This window comes from Balneola sp. EhC07 (assembly GCF_001650905.1).
Lineage (GTDB): Bacteria > Bacteroidota > Rhodothermia > Balneolales > Balneolaceae > Balneola.
The window spans coordinates 99,370-117,174 of record NZ_LXYG01000002.1 but is presented as its reverse complement, the minus strand read 5'-3'; the positions used below and the strand labels follow the sequence as shown (position 1 = coordinate 117,174).

Genomic DNA, 17,805 nt, shown 5'->3' with positions numbered 1-17,805 from the left:
TTTATTGTTACTTACCTGTCATGAAGTATAAAAAGGTACATATAACTCTCTTAATTGTATTTGCGGGCAGTGTTCTGGTATCAGCTAATAGTGGTTTTAGTAGTAAAAAGATTAGTATCAGTTATGGTGATTATTTTAATGGTTTCGGAGAGCATATTGGAACTGATAGTTTAAGTGATGGGAAAATCTATATTGCGGAAAAATGGAAATCCTTAATAGTTAAAAATGCTCTTAAAGAAGGAGGAAGGGAGAATATTCTAATTGCAAAATCTTCTTCGTATGAAATTCCAAGCATTAAAATATTATATGAGTGCTTAGACGTGTTGAAGAGAACAAAGGCAAATGGAGGCTTGAGAGAAGAGGTTTCTGTTTTGTTCACAGATGGAAAAATTACTAGAGGTAAAACAGGGCCAAAGCCCATATTCAGTCAAAATGTAATGATTCAAGAGGTATCAATTCCTGCGTTTCCTGATAAGAAGCAAGATAGTGATGTGGAAGTTGTTATTCACTCTCATGCAATCGGAAGTGTAATAGATATTGATAGATTATACTCAATATCAGCTTTCGAAAAGTCCAAGGCAGATCAAGTAACATTCCATAGATTTAAAATGAACATAATTGTAGGTCATCTTGGCAATGCTGTTGTAAATCCAATTGGAAATACTGTTCATAATAAACCGCTGGGTATTGTAATCTATTATAGAAAAACATGGTCAAAAGTTGGGATTAGGTTTAGTTCAATAGATAGGATTATAGATTATTTGCAAGAAGACATGGTTACTGTAAGGTGAAAGGCAGGAAATAGAAATTTTAAACCAGCAGAGTCTACAGGCTCGGCGGTGTGCACAGAATAGTTATAATTAATGGAAGGAGAGCTTCTGATGGGGTACGGAACGAGGAAAAAGGGTGGAATAAATGAGAAGAATAAAACAATTATGTAATCGAAATGTAATCTTTATCCTCTTATTTCTATTTACCTCATGTTCAAGTAGTAGGATGGTTAACTTAAATACAGGGGTTTTTGAGAGTAAATTCCAAACGGAAGTTCCAGCCATATTAACGTTAAATAAAGACAAAACTTTTACATTTGTCACAAATGGACATATGATCTATACTGAATCCAAAGGGACATGGCAGATGAATGGGGATATCATAACTATTAATAGCTATGAAAATTATAAGTCAGGATATATTTCTAAAGTTGAAGAGTCTAAAATTTCTGGTACTGGAAGAATTCAAGTCGTGGATGGAAATGGAGCCCCTTTATTTTTCGCTGGAGTTATATTGGATAATAACCAAGAAATAATAGTACTAGACTCGCTAGGAAAGGCAAAAATCGCTCAAAAATCCTTTAAGTTGGTAACAATTTTATATCATGATGATATTAAGTTTCGTTTTGAGAAAAAAGATTCTTTAAGCAATAACATAAAAGTTATTGTTGCAACAGATGAAGGCTATAAAGAATACTTCGAAGACCATAAATTTAAATTATCAAGAAAAGGGTTGGCTAGTCTTTCAGAACATCCCACGATAAAAATTGGCGAGTTTTATCAGAAAGTGGTTAAATAAAAAAATAGGATTTAAAGATGTTAATTCCCGGGCGTACCGCACCCAAAGATCTCGTAGTTCAGCAAGTTTGTAACTTGCATTACAGGCAATGCTTTAAATTATATGGTTTAATTTAGTTCCAAAGCTCAGCTGCGGAATGCAATCGGAGGAGCTCCGCTCCGAACTACATCTTAAACCAGCAGAGCCTTCAGGCTCGATGGTATGGACGTGAAATTTTATATAAGACTATGGAATACATTTTATTTTTAAAGAATATTCTTTTCTTCAAAACAAACCCCATATCAATCTTTGAAAGATTCCATAATTAAGGCTATATTTAGAATCTAGGTGAGCGTCGTGAAGGCACTCGCTTTTTTTTGTCCTTATTTCCCGGATCATGCAGCTTGATACCATACAAAAAATTAAAGACTTAGCGACTCCTTTAGTAGAGTCTAAGGATCTCTTTGTCGTTGATATAGAACATAAAACCGGTAGTGGTTTGAATGAAGTATGGTTATATCTGGACGCACAAGATCGTGGAGTTAATCTGGATGAATGTGCAGATATCAGCCGAGAACTAGGTTTTTTGATAGAAGCACACGAGTTATTTGAAAATAAATATCGACTAAATGTTTCGTCTCCGGGACTTAGCAGGCCTCTTTCTGATGTGCGTCAGTACATAAAGAATGAAGGGCGAAAAGCTAAGGTCAAATTCAAGAAAGAAGATGAATACGACAAGGCTGAAGGAATAATAGTTGGTGTGGATGAAAACGGAATTATGCTAGAAGACCAAAACGGGAAATCTGTTACGGTTTTATTCGACGATATAAAAGAAGCAAAGATCGTCCCAAATATTTAATACATACTTAAGCAACGCTGATGCAGAACGACTTATCAAAACAAATTATCTCCTCATTTGCAGAAATCGCAAAAGAAAAAGGAATTGATCGCGATCTATTGCTATCAATATTAGAGGATGTGTTCCGCACTATGATTCGTAAAACCTACGAAACCGATGATGCATTCTCAGTGATTTTGAATGCCGACAGAGGTGAACTTCAGATATTACACATTCAGGAAGTAGTTCCTAAAGAAGAACTTACCGATGAAGTTGCAGAAATTTCTCTGGAAGATGCTAAAAAGATCGATCCTGATATTGAATTGTATGATGAATTAGCACAGGAAGTTCAGATCGTTGACTTTGGTCGTCGTGCAGTAATGATGGCTCGCCAACAACTGGCTCAACGAATTCGTGAGATCGAGAAAGACAATATTTACGATGACTACACAGATCGTGTTGGCGAAATTATTTTAGGTGATGTTTATCAGGTTCGCCAAAACAAAGACATTTTAGTAAATCATAACGGTGTGGAATTAATGCTCCCAAAAAACGAGCAGATCTACAAAGACCGTTACAGAAAAGGAGATACCATCCGTGCAGTTGTGACCGGCGTTCACATGCGTAACGGTAATCCTACAGTTATTATCTCCAGAACTTCTGAGTTATTCCTGGAAAGACTATTTGAAAATGAAATTCCGGAAGTATTTGACGGAATCATCGATTTAGTAAAAATAGCTCGTTCTCCGGGAGATCGTTCTAAAGTAGCGGTTATTTCACACGATGAAAGAGTTGACCCTGTTGGAGCTTGTGTTGGTATGAAGGGAATAAGAATTCATGCCATCGTACGTGAGCTTCAGAACGAAAATATTGATGTAATTAATTACACTGCTGATAAGCATGAGTTTATCAAAAGAGCACTACAGCCTGCTGAAGTTCTTAAAGTAGAACTAGATGAAGAAGGCAAGAACGCAAGTGTATTGGTTCCGGCTGACGAAGTATCAAAAGCGATTGGTAAAGGTGGAGTTAATATCCGTCTTGCGTCAAAATTAGCTGAATGCGAAATTGATGTATACCGCGAAGTTGAAGAAGAAGATGATATAGACTTAGCAGAATTTGAGGAAGATTTTGGCAAAGAAGCGATTGAAGCTTTGCACGAAATAGGCTGTGATACCGCACGTGCAGTATTAGAATTAAATGCTGATGAGTTGGTAAACAGAACAAAAGAAGTTATTGACGCAGAACTCGCTAAAAAGATCATGGATATGATCAGATACGAGTTCGAAGAAGAAGGTTAATTTGCAGGATGTAACATCCGGCTTGTAATTTAACTTTCAATAGACACAAAAAATCATATATGTCCATAAATAGACCAAAACCATTATTTAAAGTTGCTTCAGAGTTTAATGTAACAACACAAACTATTGTTGATGCACTAAGTGAAGACTTTGAAGTAGCTAACAGACCGAATTTCAAAATAACACCGGAAATGTATTCGGTTTTGGAAGGAATCTATGGCGAAGATAAAGCTAAAAGCCAGGATCATGAAAGATCCCGCGAAGAGTATGAAAGTCGCCGTAGTTCTATCATGGACCAACGAAATGAAAGCGTAACTCTTGATTCACTTGAGCCAATTGATGAATCTCTTGGCTTAGAGCCTGAAGATGAACCTGCGGCTGACGAAAAGGAAGAAGAATTACCACTTGAGCCTGTTGAAGAAGCTGAAGAGGAAGAAGAGCCAGAGGTAGTTGCTGAAGAAGAAACAGCTGAAGAGGAAGAAGAAGTTGCCGAAGAAGAGGAGGAAGAGGAAACTAAAACTGAGCCTGCTCCTGAGAAAGAAGAAGAAGTAGAAGATCAGGAAGAATCTGAGGAAGAGGAAGAATCAGAAGATGAAGATTCTGACGCAGATGAAGACTCTGATGATGATGACGAAGTTGAAAGCGAAGAAGATTCTGATGACGACGATGACGACGAGGATGAAGAAGATCAGAAAGAAGAAGAGCCTGAAGAAAAAGAAACTATAAAAGGTAAAGCAGGTAAGTTAAAAGGGACGAAAGTTTTAGGTAAAACTTCCTTTACCAATGACTTAACAGGTGCTACCAAGAAGCGTAAGAAGAGAAAACGTCGTAAGGATCGTGATGATTCCAAACCCGCTACAACAGCAAAGAAGGACGACGATAAGAAATCAGCAAAAAATAAAACCCGTAAGAAGCCAAAAGGTAAGCCAACCGGTAAATCTGAGGTAGATGAGATTGATGTGGATCGCATGATGCGCGAGACCATGCAGAAGATACAGGGTAATTCCAATGTTGGTAGTAAGCGTGGAAAAAGAAGACGTCAACGTAAAGAGGAAAGAGAGGAAGAACTGCAACAAATGCAGGAAATGGAAGAAATGGAAGCAGGTGTCATTGAAGTCACCGAATTCATTACTGCCAATGACCTCGCTGAAGAATTGGAAGTAGGCGTTAACGATATTATTTCTGCATGCATGAGTATTGGTTTGATGATCACCATCAACCAAAGACTAGATGCGGGAACCATAGAATTAGTGTCAGAAGAATTTGGCAAAGAAGTCAAGTTCATTGATGCTGAAGAAATGGATGAAGAACTTGAGATCGAAGAGGACAATCCGGAAGATCTTGAAGATCGTGCTCCGATAATTACTGTAATGGGTCACGTTGATCACGGTAAAACTTCTTTATTGGATTACATTCGTGAAGAAAGAGTAGCAGAAGGCGAGGCCGGTGGTATCACACAGCACGTTGGTGCTTACTCTGTTATGCATAACGAGAAACAAATTACATTCCTAGATACTCCGGGTCACGAAGCTTTTACAGCAATGCGTTCCCGTGGTGCTCAGGCAACCGATATCGTAATTCTTGTTGTTGCTGCTGATGATTCTGTAATGCCCCAAACTATTGAGGCAATTAATCACGCAAAAGCTGCCGGTGTTCCAATGGTAGTAGCGATCAACAAAATCGATAAGCCGGGTTCAACTCCAGATAAGATCAAGCAACAGCTTTCTGATCATGGAGTGATCGTTGAAGATTGGGGTGGAGAAACTCAGTTTGCACTAGTTTCTGCAAAAACCGGTGAAGGAATTGATGAGTTACTGGAAAAAGTACTTATCGAAGCCGAACTAAGAGAATTGAAAGCAAATCCCGGACGAAGAGCAAACGGTGTTGTACTTGAATCCAGACTTGATAAAGGAAAAGGTATTATTGCGAATGTTCTTGTACAAGGTGGTACGCTTAAAGTTGGTGATCCATTTGTAGCCGGACCTTGTTTTGGTAGAGTTCGTGCAATGGAAAATGACCGTGGTGAAAGAATTAAAGAAGCAGGACCAGCAACTCCGGTTCAGCTAATGGGTTTTGATGAAATGCCTCAGGCCGGTGACTCTCTAGTAGTAGCTGAAGATGAAAAAACAGCTAAAGATGTAGCAAGTCAACGTAATCAAATACGTCGTGAGCAGGCAATGAGAAAAACCAAGCACATGACTCTTGATGATCTTTCAAGAAGACTGGCTCTTGGTGAAGTTTCTGAATTGAATATCATTATAAAAGCAGATGTGGACGGTTCTATTGAAGCACTTTCCGGTTCATTACAGAAGATCAGTAATGACGAGGTTGCTGTAAATATCATCCATACAGGTGCAGGTGCAATTTCTGAATCTGATGTATTGTTAGCTTCTGCTTCCGATGCGATTATTATCGGTTTCCAGGTTCGACCTACACAACAGGCTCGTAAACTTGCTGAAACTGAAGAAATTGATATCCGATTATTCTCAGTTATTTATGATGCTGTGGATGAGGTTAGAGATGCACTTGAAGGTCTTCTGTCACCTGAATTGAAAGAACAAATTCTTGGTAACGTTGAAGTTCGTGAGATCTTTAAAGTATCTAAAGTGGGTACAATTGCAGGTTGTTATGTACTTGATGGCAAGATCGATAGAAATAACCCGGTTCGTATAATTCGTGATGGTGTTGTTATTTATGATGGCGCTGTTGGAGCATTGAAACGATTTAAAGATGATGTGAAAGAAGTAGCTGCCGGTTATGAGTGTGGTATCAGCATTCAAAACTACAATGATATTAAAGTTGGTGACAACTTTGAAAGCTACAAGATCACTGAAGAGAAACGCACGCTGGAAGACGCAAATTAAGTAAAGAAGAGGTTTAAATGAGTATTAGAACAGAACGCTTAGGCGGTGTTCTAAAACGTGATTTAGGTGAAATTCTTCAACGAGAATATCAACCTGTCGGTACGTTTATCACCGTAACAAAAGTATTGATGACTGACGACCTTTCCATTGCAAGAGTCTATCTGAGTGTTTTTGCACCAGGAAGAGACGAAAAAGCAATTTATTCGCATCTCGATGAACATATCGATGAGATCCGACATACTTTAGCCGGCAAGATCAGACATCAGGTTCGTAAAATTCCTGAACTTCATTTCTATGTGGATGATACTGCTGAATACGTAAACAAGATCGAGAAACTCTTCGATAAAGTAGATCAGCAACCCAAAGCTCCCACCGAAGACGAAGAGGATTAAACATGGCGAAAGCCCTGCCTCTGGAACAAATTCAGGTTTTTGATACTGAAAATTTACCTTCCCCGGATTTTGATTTTGGGACAGCTTCCATTCTCCTTGTAAACAAACCGCAAACGTGGACTAGTTTTGATGTAGTAAGATATGTTCGCGGAAGATTACGGACTAAAAAAGTCGGACACGCAGGTACACTTGATCCGATGGCGACCGGGTTATTGATTTTATGTTCTGGTAGAGCAACTAAATCTATTTCTCAGCTTCAGGAAATGCCTAAAACCTATATAGGTGAGATTACTTTTGGCGGATCAACTCCTACTTATGATGCTGATTCAGAAGTCGATGAAACTGCACCAACCGATCATATTACTACAGACAAAATCGAGAAAGTGCTTGAAGAACATTTCAACGGCGAAATTTCTCAGGTTCCTCCAGTGTATTCAGCTTTAAAAGTTGGTGGGAAGAGATCTTATGAATTAGCCAGAAGAGGAAAAGCAGTAGAATTAGCGGCTCGACCGGTTACTATTCATTCCCATCAAATTATCAGTTTCGAAAATAATAAACTGTTGATAAGCATTACTTGCAGTAAGGGAACCTATATTCGATCTATCGCACATGATCTTGGAAAGTTGTTAAACTCATTGGGACATTTATCGGGTTTGGAACGAACTGCGATAGGAGAGTATTCTTCACAAAAAGCATTATCACCTCACAAAATTGATGAATTGTTAAATGCCAAAGACTGAGCTCATATTTCTAAAAGATATAGACCGGGTTTCAAATTCGGTTGTAACAGTTGGGACGTTTGATGGTGTTCATTTAGGACACAAAGCACTTATAGAAACGGTAGTTCGGAAAGCTAAAGAACGAAATGCACGGAGTGTAGTAATTTCATTCGATCCTCATCCGCGGGATATCATCAATCCCGGTAGTGCCGGAATAAAACAACTCACTACGATTCAGGAACGAAGAGAGATACTGGAAGAAATCGGGATCGATGTTCTATTGATCATTCCGTTTACAAGAGATTTTTCTTTATTGAGTTCTGAAGAGTTTGTAAAAAAGATCGTTTTTGAAAGGGTGGGAGTGAGTGAATTTGTAATTGGATATGATCATCACTTTGGTAAGGATCGTACCGGAACTATTGAAACTGTAGAGAATCTGGGTAAAGAATTGGGTTTCGATGCATTTGTGGTTTCAAAAAGAGAAATGGGTACAGTTACGGTAAGTAGTACTACCATTAGAAGAGAACTTTCAGAAGAAGGAAATGTAGAGCAAGCAGCAAAACTTTTAGGACGTAAATACTTACTCAATGGAATTGTAATTCACGGTGACAAAAGAGGGAGAAAGATCGGGTTTCCCACCGCTAATTTGAAAGCTGAACATCCAAATAAAGTAATTCCTAAAAATGGTGTTTACGCTGTGAAGGTAAGAGTTGGTGGGAATTGGTATGGCGGGATGATGAACATTGGACACAGACCTACTTTTGATAAAATTGAGTTGAGATTGGAAGTTAATATCTTTGAATTTGATGAAGATATTTATGGTCAAACCATTCAGGTTCGTTTTTTGAAAAGACTAAGAGATGAAATTAAGTTCGCTGGTATTGATGAGTTAGTAGCTCAGTTAGTTAGAGATAAAGAAATTGCATTAAGGGAATTATAAAAGAGTAGGCATAATCAACCATTATTCCTTTTTCTTACAAGAGTTACAATACCACAAAATACAAGCAACTCGTCAACTTCGTTATTTACTTCATACGAATCTCCTTTATATAACTTTGATCTAATTAAAGGATTATTCGCGGTACTGTATATGCTCCATTTTCTGTAAAAAAAATTATCGCTTTTCCACATAAATTCTTTATCAAAAAGAGCAATAGAAGCTTTAGTTCGCCAAAAGTTAAAAACGATTTTACCAATTTGCTTCCTGCTAGTCATATCAATAACATTAATATTCTTCTGACTTAAGCCTTCTGATTCAAAGAAGTACTTTTTCCCATTAATTTTTACATAAGAATTATTTGAGAGCCGTTCATTTCTTATTTCTCCAGCTAGATTGCCATCAATGAAAAGGTCATATCCTATCGCAATAACGTCTTTCTTCCAGCTAAGTAAGGCCATCTCATATGAATTAATTTATAACCAAATTAAGCTTTGTGGATTAATTCTGAAACTATGTTCTGACAATAGTAGAAAGCTATATTTTATTTGAATACTCGTTGTTGGTTACTATTAAAAAGCTTATCTTTGGTACCTATATTAAAACGAGTTTAAGAATAACTGAATTGTAATGAGCATTACTGCAGAAGAAAAAAAAGATATTTTCAAAAAACATGGCGGAGAAGAAGCCAATACCGGTACAACTGAAGGACAAATTGCCCTTTTTACGCACCGTATCAATCATCTTACTGAGCATTTAAAAACGAATCAGAAAGATCACGCTTCTCGTCGCGGATTATTGAAGTTAGTAGGTAAGCGTCGTCGTTTGCTTAACTACCTGATGAAGAACGACATTCAAAAATACAGAGAGCTTATCAAAGAGCTTGGTATTAGAAAATAATTTAAAGGCTCCACCTATCTGGAGCCTTTTTCAATTCTCCCACTTAATTATCTATTTGTGTAAAAGCCAATCTTTAAGGTTAGTGTGGGATAAAGCAATAAACAAAAGACAAAAAGAAATAAATGAAAGAAGATTTTAGAAGTATAGAATTTGCACCGGGAAAGGTGCTATCTGTAGAAACAGGACGAATAGCTAAACAAGCAGACGGTTCTGTTGTAGTTAAAATGGGCGATACTATGGTACTTTGTACTGCAGTTAGCGCAAAAGAACCAAAGCCGGGTCAGGATTTTTTCCCGCTAACGGTTGACCATAAAGAAAGTTTTTCTGCTGCAGGACGTTTTCCTGGTGGATTTATGAAAAGAGAAGGACGCTCTAACGAAAAAGAGATCCTATCCAGTAGATTAATTGACAGAGTTTTAAGACCATTATTCCCAAAGGGATATGTTTGTGATACTCAAGTTATCTCAAGTGTGATCTCATCAGATGATGAGCACGATGGAGATGTTTTAGGTGGAGTTGGTGCTTCACTGGCTGTTCACTTATCAGACATTCCGTTTGACGGACCAATGGCAGAAGTAAGAGTGGGTAGAGTTGATGGTGAATTCATCATAAACCCAACAGTTACTGAATTAAAAGACAGCGACATCGATATGATCGTTGGTGGTACTGAAGACAGTATCCTTATGATCGAAGGTGAAATGGAAGAGATCTCAGAAGCAGAAATGCTGAATGCGATCAAAGCTGCTCATGGAGCAATCAAAAAGCTTTGTGACTTCCAAAATGAGCTTCGTAAGGAATTAGGAAAAGAGAAGAGAGAATTTGTTTCTCCAACTCTTCCTGAAGATGTGGAATCAAAAGTTTCTGAATTAGCTTCTGACAAGATCAAAGAAGTAGTAAACATCGGTCTTGGTAAAGAAGAGTACAACGCGAAGATTCGTGAAGTAAAAGACGAAGTAATGGAAGCTCTTGAGTCAGAAGAATATGACGATGATCAGCTTTCAGTTGCTAAGAAAGTTCTTGGTAACATCGAGAAAGAAGAACTTCGCAATATGATCCTTGAAAAAGGTCGTAGAATTGATGGTCGTGCAACTGACGAGATCAGAGATATCTGGACTCAGGTTAGTTACATGCCGAGAACTCATGGTTCTGCAATTTTCACAAGAGGTGAAACTCAGGCGTTAGTTTCTGCAACTTTAGGAACACGTCGCGATGAGCAAAGCGTTGACACTCTATTTGATCAGGAAGCTAAGCAGTTTTATCTGCACTATAGTTTTCCTCCATACTCTGTTGGAGAAGCAGGATTTTTAAGAGGACCGGGACGAAGAGAAATCGGTCACGGTCATTTGGCTGAGCGTTCTTTAAGAATGATGATGCCGACTTTCGAAGAGTTCGGATATGTTATCCGTATTATTTCTGACATTACTGAATCAAACGGTTCGTCTTCAATGGCTTCTGTTTGTGGTGGTTCAATGGCACTTATGGATGCTGGTGTACCGATCAAAAAGCCGGTTGCAGGTATTGCAATGGGAATGATCGTTGGAAAAGACAACACTGCAATTCTATCTGATATCCGTGGGGAAGAAGATTTCATGGGAGACATGGACTTCAAAACTGCAGGAACGTCAGACGGTATTACTGCTTGCCAAATGGATATGAAGGTTCAGGGCATCAGCTTTGAAACTATTGAAGAAGCTCTTGAACAAGCTCACAAAGGCAGATTGCATATTCTTGGTGAAATGGCTAAAACTATTTCTTCACCAAAAGAAAGCATTTCACAATATGCTCCTCAGTTCCTGAGAATGGAAATCGATGGTAGTGATATTGGTGCTGTAATCGGACCTGGTGGAAAAGTGATTCAAACACTTCAGAAAGAAACCGGAACTGAGATCATGATCGAAGAAGATGATAAAGGTAAAGGTCAGATCACGATTTCAGCTAACGATCTTGATAAAGCTGAAGAAGCTAAGAAAAGAATCAAAATGATCGTTGGTCATCTTGAAGAAGGTGCTACTTACAAAGGCGTGGTTAAGTCGATCAAAGACTTTGGTGCTTTTGTTGAAGTTGCTCCGGGCAAAGACGGACTACTTCATATTTCAGAGATCGATCATACACGTGTAGAGAAAGTTACAGACTATCTTTCTTTGGGTGATGAGATCGAAGTTAAGCTTCTGAAAGTTGAGCACGGCGGAAAACTTCGTCTGTCCAGAAAAGCATTGATCGAAAAAGAAGATTAAACCAGCTGGTTACGATGCTCTGCGTCGTAACTAAACTGTTCCAACGCAGAGCATTGGAACAAGTGCTGCTATCTTTTTAAGAAAGAATTAAAGGCACTGTTCAGTAATGGATAGTGCCTTTTTTATTGGAAGTGGCAAACGAACTTACGTCATCCTGAACTTGTTTCAGGATCTTAAGGAAAAGCTTATTTTTATAACACAATTAGTTTTATAAAAAGAGATCGCACGAAGATCCCGAAATAAATTCGGGATGACCTATCATCATAGAATTTGAATTGACGACTTAATGGAAAACCTTAAAGAAATTGATTTTGTAACCAAGACCACACTTCCTAATGGTCTTAGAATTGTAACAGAAAAAATTGAAAGTGTTAAAAGCATTTCAGTTGGAATCTGGGTAAAAACCGGATCCAGAAATGAAACTCCTAAACAAGCAGGGATCACACATTTTCTGGAGCATATGTTGTTCAAAGGAACTGATAAACGTTCTGCTTACGACATAGCTCTTAGTATGGAATCGGTTGGTGGATACCTGAACGCTTTCACATCATCTGAATACACCTGTTATTTTGCGCGTTGTGTAAATACTCAGATTGAAAGAGCTTTGGATGTACTTTCTGATATGGTTTTGAATCCAAGTTTCCCGGAAGAGGAAGTCGAAAAAGAGAAGAAAGTCGTTATCGAGGAGATGAAAATGTACAGAGATTCTCCGGACGATTATCTTTTTGAGGAATATAATACCAGAATGTTCCAGGGGCATGAATTAGGACGTCCGGTACTTGGACTTGAGGAAACTGTTTCTTCCTTTACCCGAGAAGATTTGTATGAGTACATGGAAGAAAGATACCGTGCCGGAAATTTACTGATCTCTGTTGCCGGAAATGTAGAACATGAGGATGTTGTAAAATTGGTTTCTGAATATTTGGGTGATCTTCCTGCTCTTGATGTAAACAACGAAGAACAACCGTTGAATGAGTTTGATACAAGTAAACTTGAGCTCACAAAACCGATCGAACAAACGCATTATATTTTAGGAAGAAGAGGGTTGAATTTTGATCATGACGATAAGTATCTGCTTTTGCTGGCTAATACTATTCTTGGTGGAGGAATGAGTTCAAGACTCCATCAGAATGTGCGTGAAAAATATGGTTATTGCTATTCTATTCAGACCTTTAACCAATCCTACACTGATTCCGGAATGTGGGGTGTGTACGTAGGAACGGATAAAGATTACGTTGAACATGTTCACGAATTGGTCGTTGCAGAACTGAAATCTATCAGTGAAGAATTAGTTCCTGAAAAAGAACTGGAAGAAGCTAAATCTCAATTAAAAGGAAAACTGTTACTTTCTCAGGAAAATACTAGTAACCGAATGATGAGATTAGCAAAAAGTGAACTATATTTTGACCGTTTTGTAACTTTGGATGAGCTGGTCGAAAACATTGATACAGTTACCTCAGAACAGATCTTAGAATTTTCAAAAGAATTCTTCGATCAGAAATACTTTATGGAAGCAGTTTTAACCCCGGAAGGGTAAACAATTAATAATGATTCAATGATCAATTAAGAATTACAAGCTTTGTAATTCTTAATTGAATAATTCTTAATTCATAATTGAAAATGATCTACATCAACAAATTAAGCGATCACGTTGATAAGCAAGTAACTTTAAAAGGCTGGGTATACAATTACAGAAGCAGTGGAAGCCTTGTATTTATTGAAATGAGAGATGGAACCGGAATCACTCAATGTGTGGTTGCAAAAGATGATGTTTCAGAATCAGATTGGGAAGCAGCTACTTCGCTTCGCCAGGAAAGTTCGCTTGAAATTACCGGTACAGTTAAAGCTGATGAAAGAAGTATCGGTGGACATGAAGTTCATGTTTCTGAAGTAAAAGTGGTACAGATCGCTGAAGATTATCCGATCACACCAAAAGAACACGGCGTTGAGTTTTTGATGAATAATCGTCATTTGTGGTTGCGAAGCCAACGTCAGTGGGCAGCTATGAGAGTTCGGAACGAGATCATTTTCGCGATTCATACATTCTTCCAGGAGCGCAATTTCGTGCAAATGGATTCGCCAATCTTTACCAGTAATGCGGCTGAAGGGAGTACTACGTTATTCGAAACAGACTATTTTGATGAGAAAGCATATCTAGCTCAAACCGGTCAGCTTTACGGAGAAGCGATGGCAATGGCACATGGATTGATCTATACATTTGGACCAACTTTCCGGGCTGAGAAATCCAAAACACGTCGCCATCTAACTGAATTCTGGATGATAGAACCCGAAATGGCGTACTATGATCTGGATATGAATATGGATCTTGCTGAAGACATGATTCGATTCATCACCGCTAAAGTGGTTGAAAAGAGAAAAAGTGAGTTAGAAATTCTTGAAAGAGATATTACTAAACTCGAGAAAGTAGCTGAGAATCCTTTCCAGAGAATTACCTATTCAGAAGCTGTTGAGCAATTGAAGAGTAAAGAGACTGCTGATATGCTTGATCAAATGATCGAAGATCGTAAGCAGGAAAAAAAGGACATCAAGCAAGAAAGAGAAGAGATAAAAAAGGAGCACGGTTCTGCTAAGAAATGGAGAAAAAAGCAGATCGATCAACGTGTGATTGAAATTGGTCAGCGTTTAGATCAGATCGAAGAAGATTACAGAAACATTCCACAGTGGAAAGAATCGGCTCAGAATTTTGAGTGGGGGAATGACTTTGGCGGAAGTGACGAAACGGTATTGATGCTTCAACAGGAAGTTCCGTTGATGGTTCACAGATGGCCTGCAGAGATCAAAGCTTTTTACATGAAGCGAGACCCTGAAGATGAAAGACTTGTTCTTGGTGTGGATGTTCTTGCACCGGAAGGATACGGTGAGATCATAGGAGGGAGTCAGCGTGAAGACGATCTGGAATTCTTAGAAAATCATATCGAAAAGCACGACTTACCAATGGATGTATTCGGATGGTATTTAGATCTACGTAGATTCGGTTCTGTACCGCATTCAGGCTTTGGTTTGGGACTGGAACGAACAGTTGCATGGCTTTGCGGATTATCTCACGTTAGAGAGACGATTCCTTTTCCAAGGATGATGGGACGCTTAAAACCGTAGGTTTTAAGAAATCTCAAATTTCAAACAGCAAATTCCAAATTTGGTCATCCCGAACTTGTTTCGGGATCTTTGTGGAGTACAGTTACTAAATGCTAGATCAATAAAATAACAAAGCCTGTTATTTCCTTTCAGCGTGTTCCATTCTTCTGGGAAATAGTTTTTAATAAAATCTACTCTAGTATATCTTTGATCTTAGTAATCTTAACATTTCGATCAATTGAGTAGGTTTTTTCGTCGGTTTCGATGAACTCGTATATCTGCAAACTTTGGGAATACAATTTCAAACTTTGCTGATGAGTGTTTGAATCCTCAAAACATGGTTCAGCTAATTCGTAGAAAATATCTGCAAGAATATTCAGGTTTTCGTTATCGAAGTTTTTATGCGTTTTAAGATAAGCTAATCCTTTGGAATCCATGATTGAGGATATTTCTTCAATGTCGACATCAAGCTTTTCCTTCAGTTTCTGACTGGTAAAACTTGCAATTTCAGTTGCAGAGTCAGATTTTTTAAGCTTTAATACTTGTACTAAAATTCTATTCAACACTTGGGTAAGCTGTTGAATTTGCTTCATTATGTAGTCTTCGTTTAGCATAAAAATTGATTAAGAGGCTAGAATTCAACAGGAAAATATGTTTCTGATGCTACTGGTTGACCATTTATTTTTCCAGGTTTGAAATTAAGTCCACAATTTTTGAGAATATCGATAGCTGCCAAATAAAGTCCGTATTTATCTCTTTCAAGTACTCCGAGTTCAGAAATTTCACCATTTTCATCAAGTATAAATTGCAAGTAGATAGTGATAGTTTCTTTTTTTTCTATGGTGGAAACAGCTTTCTGAACCATTTGTTGATAACATCGGATTTGATCTCTTGATGGTGAATCAAGCTCTACCCGGTCATCTAATGCAGAAAATGAAGCTACAACGTCTTTATCATTTGGTAAGTTAAATTCTTCTCTGCTAACTTGTCTTTCCGTAACATTGACTGCAGTCAATATTTCGGTATGTTCCTCATATTGAGTGATAGATTTTAGAAGAATTCCACCATCTAAAGCTTTTAGTCTGTTATACCAATTAGCTACTTTATGACCTTTAAATGTTTCGTAGTTGACCTTTTGTGTAGTAGAATAATAAGATTTGGTAGCTTTTCCATCGTAGTTAGTTTTTAAAAGTACAGCCTCATATCCTAATATATTGATTGTACTGTCTTTGAATATTTCAAACTGATTACCTCCAAGGCTAGAATCTCTAGAATCACGATATGTGATATAATCCAGCTTGGCTTGTTCATCATACATTCGTTTAGTTTCATCGTGATAAGTGTACGAATAAGTCATTTCTCCATTTTTATAATAGGTAGACTTGTAGTAAGAATCGGTAATCACATACACTGATGAACTACCTGTCAAGCTGTTGTATAAAGAGTCGATATTGACACTGTTATTATCAGGAATAATTTTATACTCATAAGTTATTTCGCCACTGAATTGGGCAGAAGCATTTACTGAAATAAAGACCATAAAGGTCAAAAAGAATAATTTCATACCAAAGGAGAAGTGTTTGATTTAATCTGAAAAGATAATTTATTGATGATTATTTGAATATAATCTATGTGATTGTATAATCAATTTTTGACATACATTTCATCTAACCTGTCTTTCCATCACCGTCAATATCTTTGCCAACATGAGTTTCCAAAACCTGAAGTGTCTTGATCAGAAGCGCTTTTGTTTTCTGAAGTTCCTGTTCTAAGATCTCAACCCGATCTTCCAATGTATCAGCTTGTGCTCGCTGCTTTTCAAGTTCATCCTGTTGCATCAGGTCAAAGAATATTCCCATAGTGTTCCTTTGTTAGTTCTTTTGAATTATCTATAAACCAAGTTCGTTTATTACAGAAGGAATTAACGCTTCTTTTTGTTCACAACAAAGATTAAAAATTCTGAATGAGGAGTATAATAAATTGATACACAAGCTAACTTTGAGTTAGTGATATCAAAGAATCTATTTCGGTAAAATATAATAGTGAATCTTCTAACCAGCCATAATGAGAACTGTTTGGTAATATCAGAAGCTTTGAGTGTTTAAAAACAGAATGAGCTTTTTCAGATATAGCGACCGGAATGATGTCATGTTTTCCCTGCATGATCAGAACAGGGGTTTCAAATCCTTTTAATTCTTCAGTTACATCATAACCGATTCTTCTCATATCCTGATATACCAGAGTGTTTATTTCAGAATTTCCTTGAGTTAGACGTTCTGCAACTTTTGGCACAAACGACTTATCATTTAAGTAAGCCGGTGCCAGATATTTACCTCTTTGTAAACTTGCAAAATAAGTGGTATCTCCATTTTGAATTTTCCGGGTCCAGTAGTTCAGGGAGTCTCTTTGTAATGAAGTGAGTCTACCGGTAATATTTAAACTAGAAAAAAGACTCATATCCAATCCGCCGGAAGATGATAAGATCAAACCGGAGACTCTACTTGGATGTTTTGATGTGTAATAAGAGGCTAGTATTCCACCAAAAGAATGCCCAAGAATAATCCATTCCTTAAAGTTTAATTCTTTTCTGATGGCTTCAATGTCTTTTACCATCAAATCCAGAGTAATACTTCGTGAGCTTATTTCAGGGAGTTCAGATCTTCCGGTACCTCGCTGATCGTAAATGATGGCTTTGTAAGATTTCCCTAAAATCTCAGCCAAACCTGAAAATCCATCACTATTCATTCCCGGCCCACCGTTTATGATCAAAATAGGTACTCCATCTCCAAACACTCTGAAATGTATTATACCTCCGTTTTCTTCAATAAATTGAGACTGCTGTGCAAGTCCAATTTGTGACAGGAAAATAAAAAGCCCGGTAAGAAGTGAACAGAAAATATATTTCATAAATGTTTTTTTGTCTGATGGCATAGTAATGAAAATGGTATTTCAAATTTTGTAATAAAGTTTAAGAATTCA

Annotated in this window: 17 protein-coding genes; 12 read left to right on the top strand and 5 right to left on the bottom strand. The window is 37.6% G+C overall.

Annotation, left to right across the window (positions count from 1 at the left end; genetic code table 11):
* Positions 1–20 precede the first annotated feature (20 nt).
* The 8 genes from A8B79_RS01585 to A8B79_RS01550 all read left to right on the top strand — a co-directional run bounded on the left by A8B79_RS01585 (position 21) and on the right by A8B79_RS01550 (position 8,599).
* A complete protein-coding gene (locus tag A8B79_RS01585; protein ID WP_066217176.1) occupies positions 21–791 on the top strand; it encodes a hypothetical protein in 771 nt (256 codons plus the stop codon).
* Positions 792–996: 205 nt separating this feature from the next.
* Positions 997–1,569, top strand: a complete 573-nt coding sequence (locus tag A8B79_RS01580) for a hypothetical protein (RefSeq protein WP_066217174.1) — start codon at positions 997–999, stop codon at positions 1,567–1,569.
* A 376-nt stretch (positions 1,570–1,945) separates the two neighbouring features.
* Complete coding sequence (gene rimP / locus A8B79_RS01575; RefSeq protein ID WP_066217171.1) at positions 1,946–2,407, top strand: ribosome maturation factor RimP; 462 nt, start codon at positions 1,946–1,948, stop codon at positions 2,405–2,407.
* A 20-nt stretch (positions 2,408–2,427) separates the two neighbouring features.
* Positions 2,428–3,684: a transcription termination factor NusA gene (gene nusA / locus A8B79_RS01570; protein WP_066217169.1), complete on the top strand. Its 1,257-nt coding sequence runs from the start codon at positions 2,428–2,430 to the stop codon at positions 3,682–3,684.
* Between the two features lie 59 nt (positions 3,685–3,743).
* Positions 3,744–6,548, top strand: a complete 2,805-nt coding sequence (gene infB, locus A8B79_RS01565; protein ID WP_066217167.1) for a translation initiation factor IF-2 — start codon at positions 3,744–3,746, stop codon at positions 6,546–6,548.
* Between the two features lie 17 nt (positions 6,549–6,565).
* Positions 6,566–6,940, top strand: a complete 375-nt coding sequence (rbfA, locus tag A8B79_RS01560; protein ID WP_066217164.1) for a 30S ribosome-binding factor RbfA — start codon at positions 6,566–6,568, stop codon at positions 6,938–6,940.
* Positions 6,941–6,942: 2 nt separating this feature from the next.
* Positions 6,943–7,680 carry a tRNA pseudouridine(55) synthase TruB gene (truB, locus tag A8B79_RS01555; RefSeq protein WP_082894025.1) on the top strand — a complete coding sequence of 246 codons (738 nt, stop codon included), beginning with the start codon at positions 6,943–6,945 and terminating at the stop codon, positions 7,678–7,680.
* The gene (locus A8B79_RS01550; RefSeq protein WP_066217162.1) at positions 7,667–8,599 is read left to right on the top strand and encodes a bifunctional riboflavin kinase/FAD synthetase; all 933 of its coding nucleotides are present in this window, start codon (positions 7,667–7,669) and stop codon (positions 8,597–8,599) included. The genes truB and A8B79_RS01550 overlap by 14 nt, the downstream gene beginning before the upstream one ends.
* Before the next feature lie 14 nt (positions 8,600–8,613).
* Here the strand turns inward: A8B79_RS01550 and A8B79_RS01545 are convergent, their stop codons facing one another.
* Positions 8,614–9,057, bottom strand: coding sequence for a hypothetical protein (locus A8B79_RS01545; protein WP_066217160.1), 444 nt, complete (start codon positions 9,055–9,057; stop codon positions 8,614–8,616).
* Positions 9,058–9,226: 169 nt separating this feature from the next.
* On the opposite strand from A8B79_RS01545, the gene rpsO reads away from it, so the two are divergent.
* The 4 genes from rpsO to A8B79_RS01525 all read left to right on the top strand — a co-directional run bounded on the left by rpsO (position 9,227) and on the right by A8B79_RS01525 (position 14,847).
* A complete protein-coding gene (gene rpsO, locus A8B79_RS01540) occupies positions 9,227–9,496 on the top strand; it encodes a 30S ribosomal protein S15 (RefSeq protein WP_066217156.1) in 270 nt (89 codons plus the stop codon).
* A 122-nt stretch (positions 9,497–9,618) separates the two neighbouring features.
* Positions 9,619–11,730 (top strand): polyribonucleotide nucleotidyltransferase, encoded by a 2,112-nt coding sequence (gene pnp / locus A8B79_RS01535; protein ID WP_066217154.1) that lies wholly within the window; start codon positions 9,619–9,621, stop codon positions 11,728–11,730.
* Between the two features lie 286 nt (positions 11,731–12,016).
* Entirely contained in the window at positions 12,017–13,267 is a 1,251-nt protein-coding gene (locus A8B79_RS01530; RefSeq protein WP_066217151.1) for a M16 family metallopeptidase, read from the top strand.
* Positions 13,268–13,350: 83 nt separating this feature from the next.
* Positions 13,351–14,847, top strand: coding sequence for an asparagine--tRNA ligase (locus A8B79_RS01525; protein WP_066217149.1), 1,497 nt, complete (start codon positions 13,351–13,353; stop codon positions 14,845–14,847).
* 170 nt (positions 14,848–15,017) lie between these two features.
* Here A8B79_RS01525 and A8B79_RS01520 read toward each other — a convergent pair whose 3' ends face one another.
* From A8B79_RS01520 to A8B79_RS01505, 4 genes are all read right to left on the bottom strand, one after another.
* The gene (locus A8B79_RS01520; protein WP_153038319.1) at positions 15,018–15,440 is read right to left on the bottom strand and encodes a hypothetical protein; all 423 of its coding nucleotides are present in this window, start codon (positions 15,438–15,440) and stop codon (positions 15,018–15,020) included.
* Positions 15,441–15,457: 17 nt separating this feature from the next.
* Complete coding sequence (locus A8B79_RS01515) at positions 15,458–16,390, bottom strand: energy transducer TonB (RefSeq protein ID WP_066217145.1); 933 nt, start codon at positions 16,388–16,390, stop codon at positions 15,458–15,460.
* Between the two features lie 103 nt (positions 16,391–16,493).
* On the bottom strand, positions 16,494–16,685 hold the full coding sequence (locus A8B79_RS01510) for a hypothetical protein (RefSeq protein ID WP_066217143.1): 192 nt from the start codon (positions 16,683–16,685) through the stop codon (positions 16,494–16,496).
* A gap of 133 nt (positions 16,686–16,818) precedes the next feature.
* Positions 16,819–17,733: an alpha/beta fold hydrolase gene (locus A8B79_RS01505; RefSeq protein WP_161485125.1), complete on the bottom strand. Its 915-nt coding sequence runs from the start codon at positions 17,731–17,733 to the stop codon at positions 16,819–16,821.
* Positions 17,734–17,805 lie beyond the last annotated feature (72 nt).

Coding starts and splice junctions, on each gene's coding strand:
- pnp (WP_066217154.1), top strand. CDS start 9,619: ATGAAAGAAGATTTTAGAAGTATAGAATTTGCACCGGGAAAGGTGCTA.
- infB (WP_066217167.1), top strand. CDS start 3,744: ATGTCCATAAATAGACCAAAACCATTATTTAAAGTTGCTTCAGAGTTT.
- A8B79_RS01550 (WP_066217162.1), top strand. CDS start 7,667: ATGCCAAAGACTGAGCTCATATTTCTAAAAGATATAGACCGGGTTTCA.
- truB (WP_082894025.1), top strand. CDS start 6,943: ATGGCGAAAGCCCTGCCTCTGGAACAAATTCAGGTTTTTGATACTGAA.
- A8B79_RS01545 (WP_066217160.1), bottom strand. CDS start 9,057: ATGGCCTTACTTAGCTGGAAGAAAGACGTTATTGCGATAGGATATGAC.
- A8B79_RS01510 (WP_066217143.1), bottom strand. CDS start 16,685: ATGGGAATATTCTTTGACCTGATGCAACAGGATGAACTTGAAAAGCAG.
- nusA (WP_066217169.1), top strand. CDS start 2,428: ATGCAGAACGACTTATCAAAACAAATTATCTCCTCATTTGCAGAAATC.
- rpsO (WP_066217156.1), top strand. CDS start 9,227: ATGAGCATTACTGCAGAAGAAAAAAAAGATATTTTCAAAAAACATGGC.
- A8B79_RS01580 (WP_066217174.1), top strand. CDS start 997: ATGGTTAACTTAAATACAGGGGTTTTTGAGAGTAAATTCCAAACGGAA.
- A8B79_RS01585 (WP_066217176.1), top strand. CDS start 21: ATGAAGTATAAAAAGGTACATATAACTCTCTTAATTGTATTTGCGGGC.
- A8B79_RS01530 (WP_066217151.1), top strand. CDS start 12,017: ATGGAAAACCTTAAAGAAATTGATTTTGTAACCAAGACCACACTTCCT.
- A8B79_RS01525 (WP_066217149.1), top strand. CDS start 13,351: ATGATCTACATCAACAAATTAAGCGATCACGTTGATAAGCAAGTAACT.
- A8B79_RS01505 (WP_161485125.1), bottom strand. CDS start 17,733: ATGAAATATATTTTCTGTTCACTTCTTACCGGGCTTTTTATTTTCCTG.
- rbfA (WP_066217164.1), top strand. CDS start 6,566: ATGAGTATTAGAACAGAACGCTTAGGCGGTGTTCTAAAACGTGATTTA.
- A8B79_RS01515 (WP_066217145.1), bottom strand. CDS start 16,390: ATGAAATTATTCTTTTTGACCTTTATGGTCTTTATTTCAGTAAATGCT.
- A8B79_RS01520 (WP_153038319.1), bottom strand. CDS start 15,440: ATGCTAAACGAAGACTACATAATGAAGCAAATTCAACAGCTTACCCAA.
- rimP (WP_066217171.1), top strand. CDS start 1,946: ATGCAGCTTGATACCATACAAAAAATTAAAGACTTAGCGACTCCTTTA.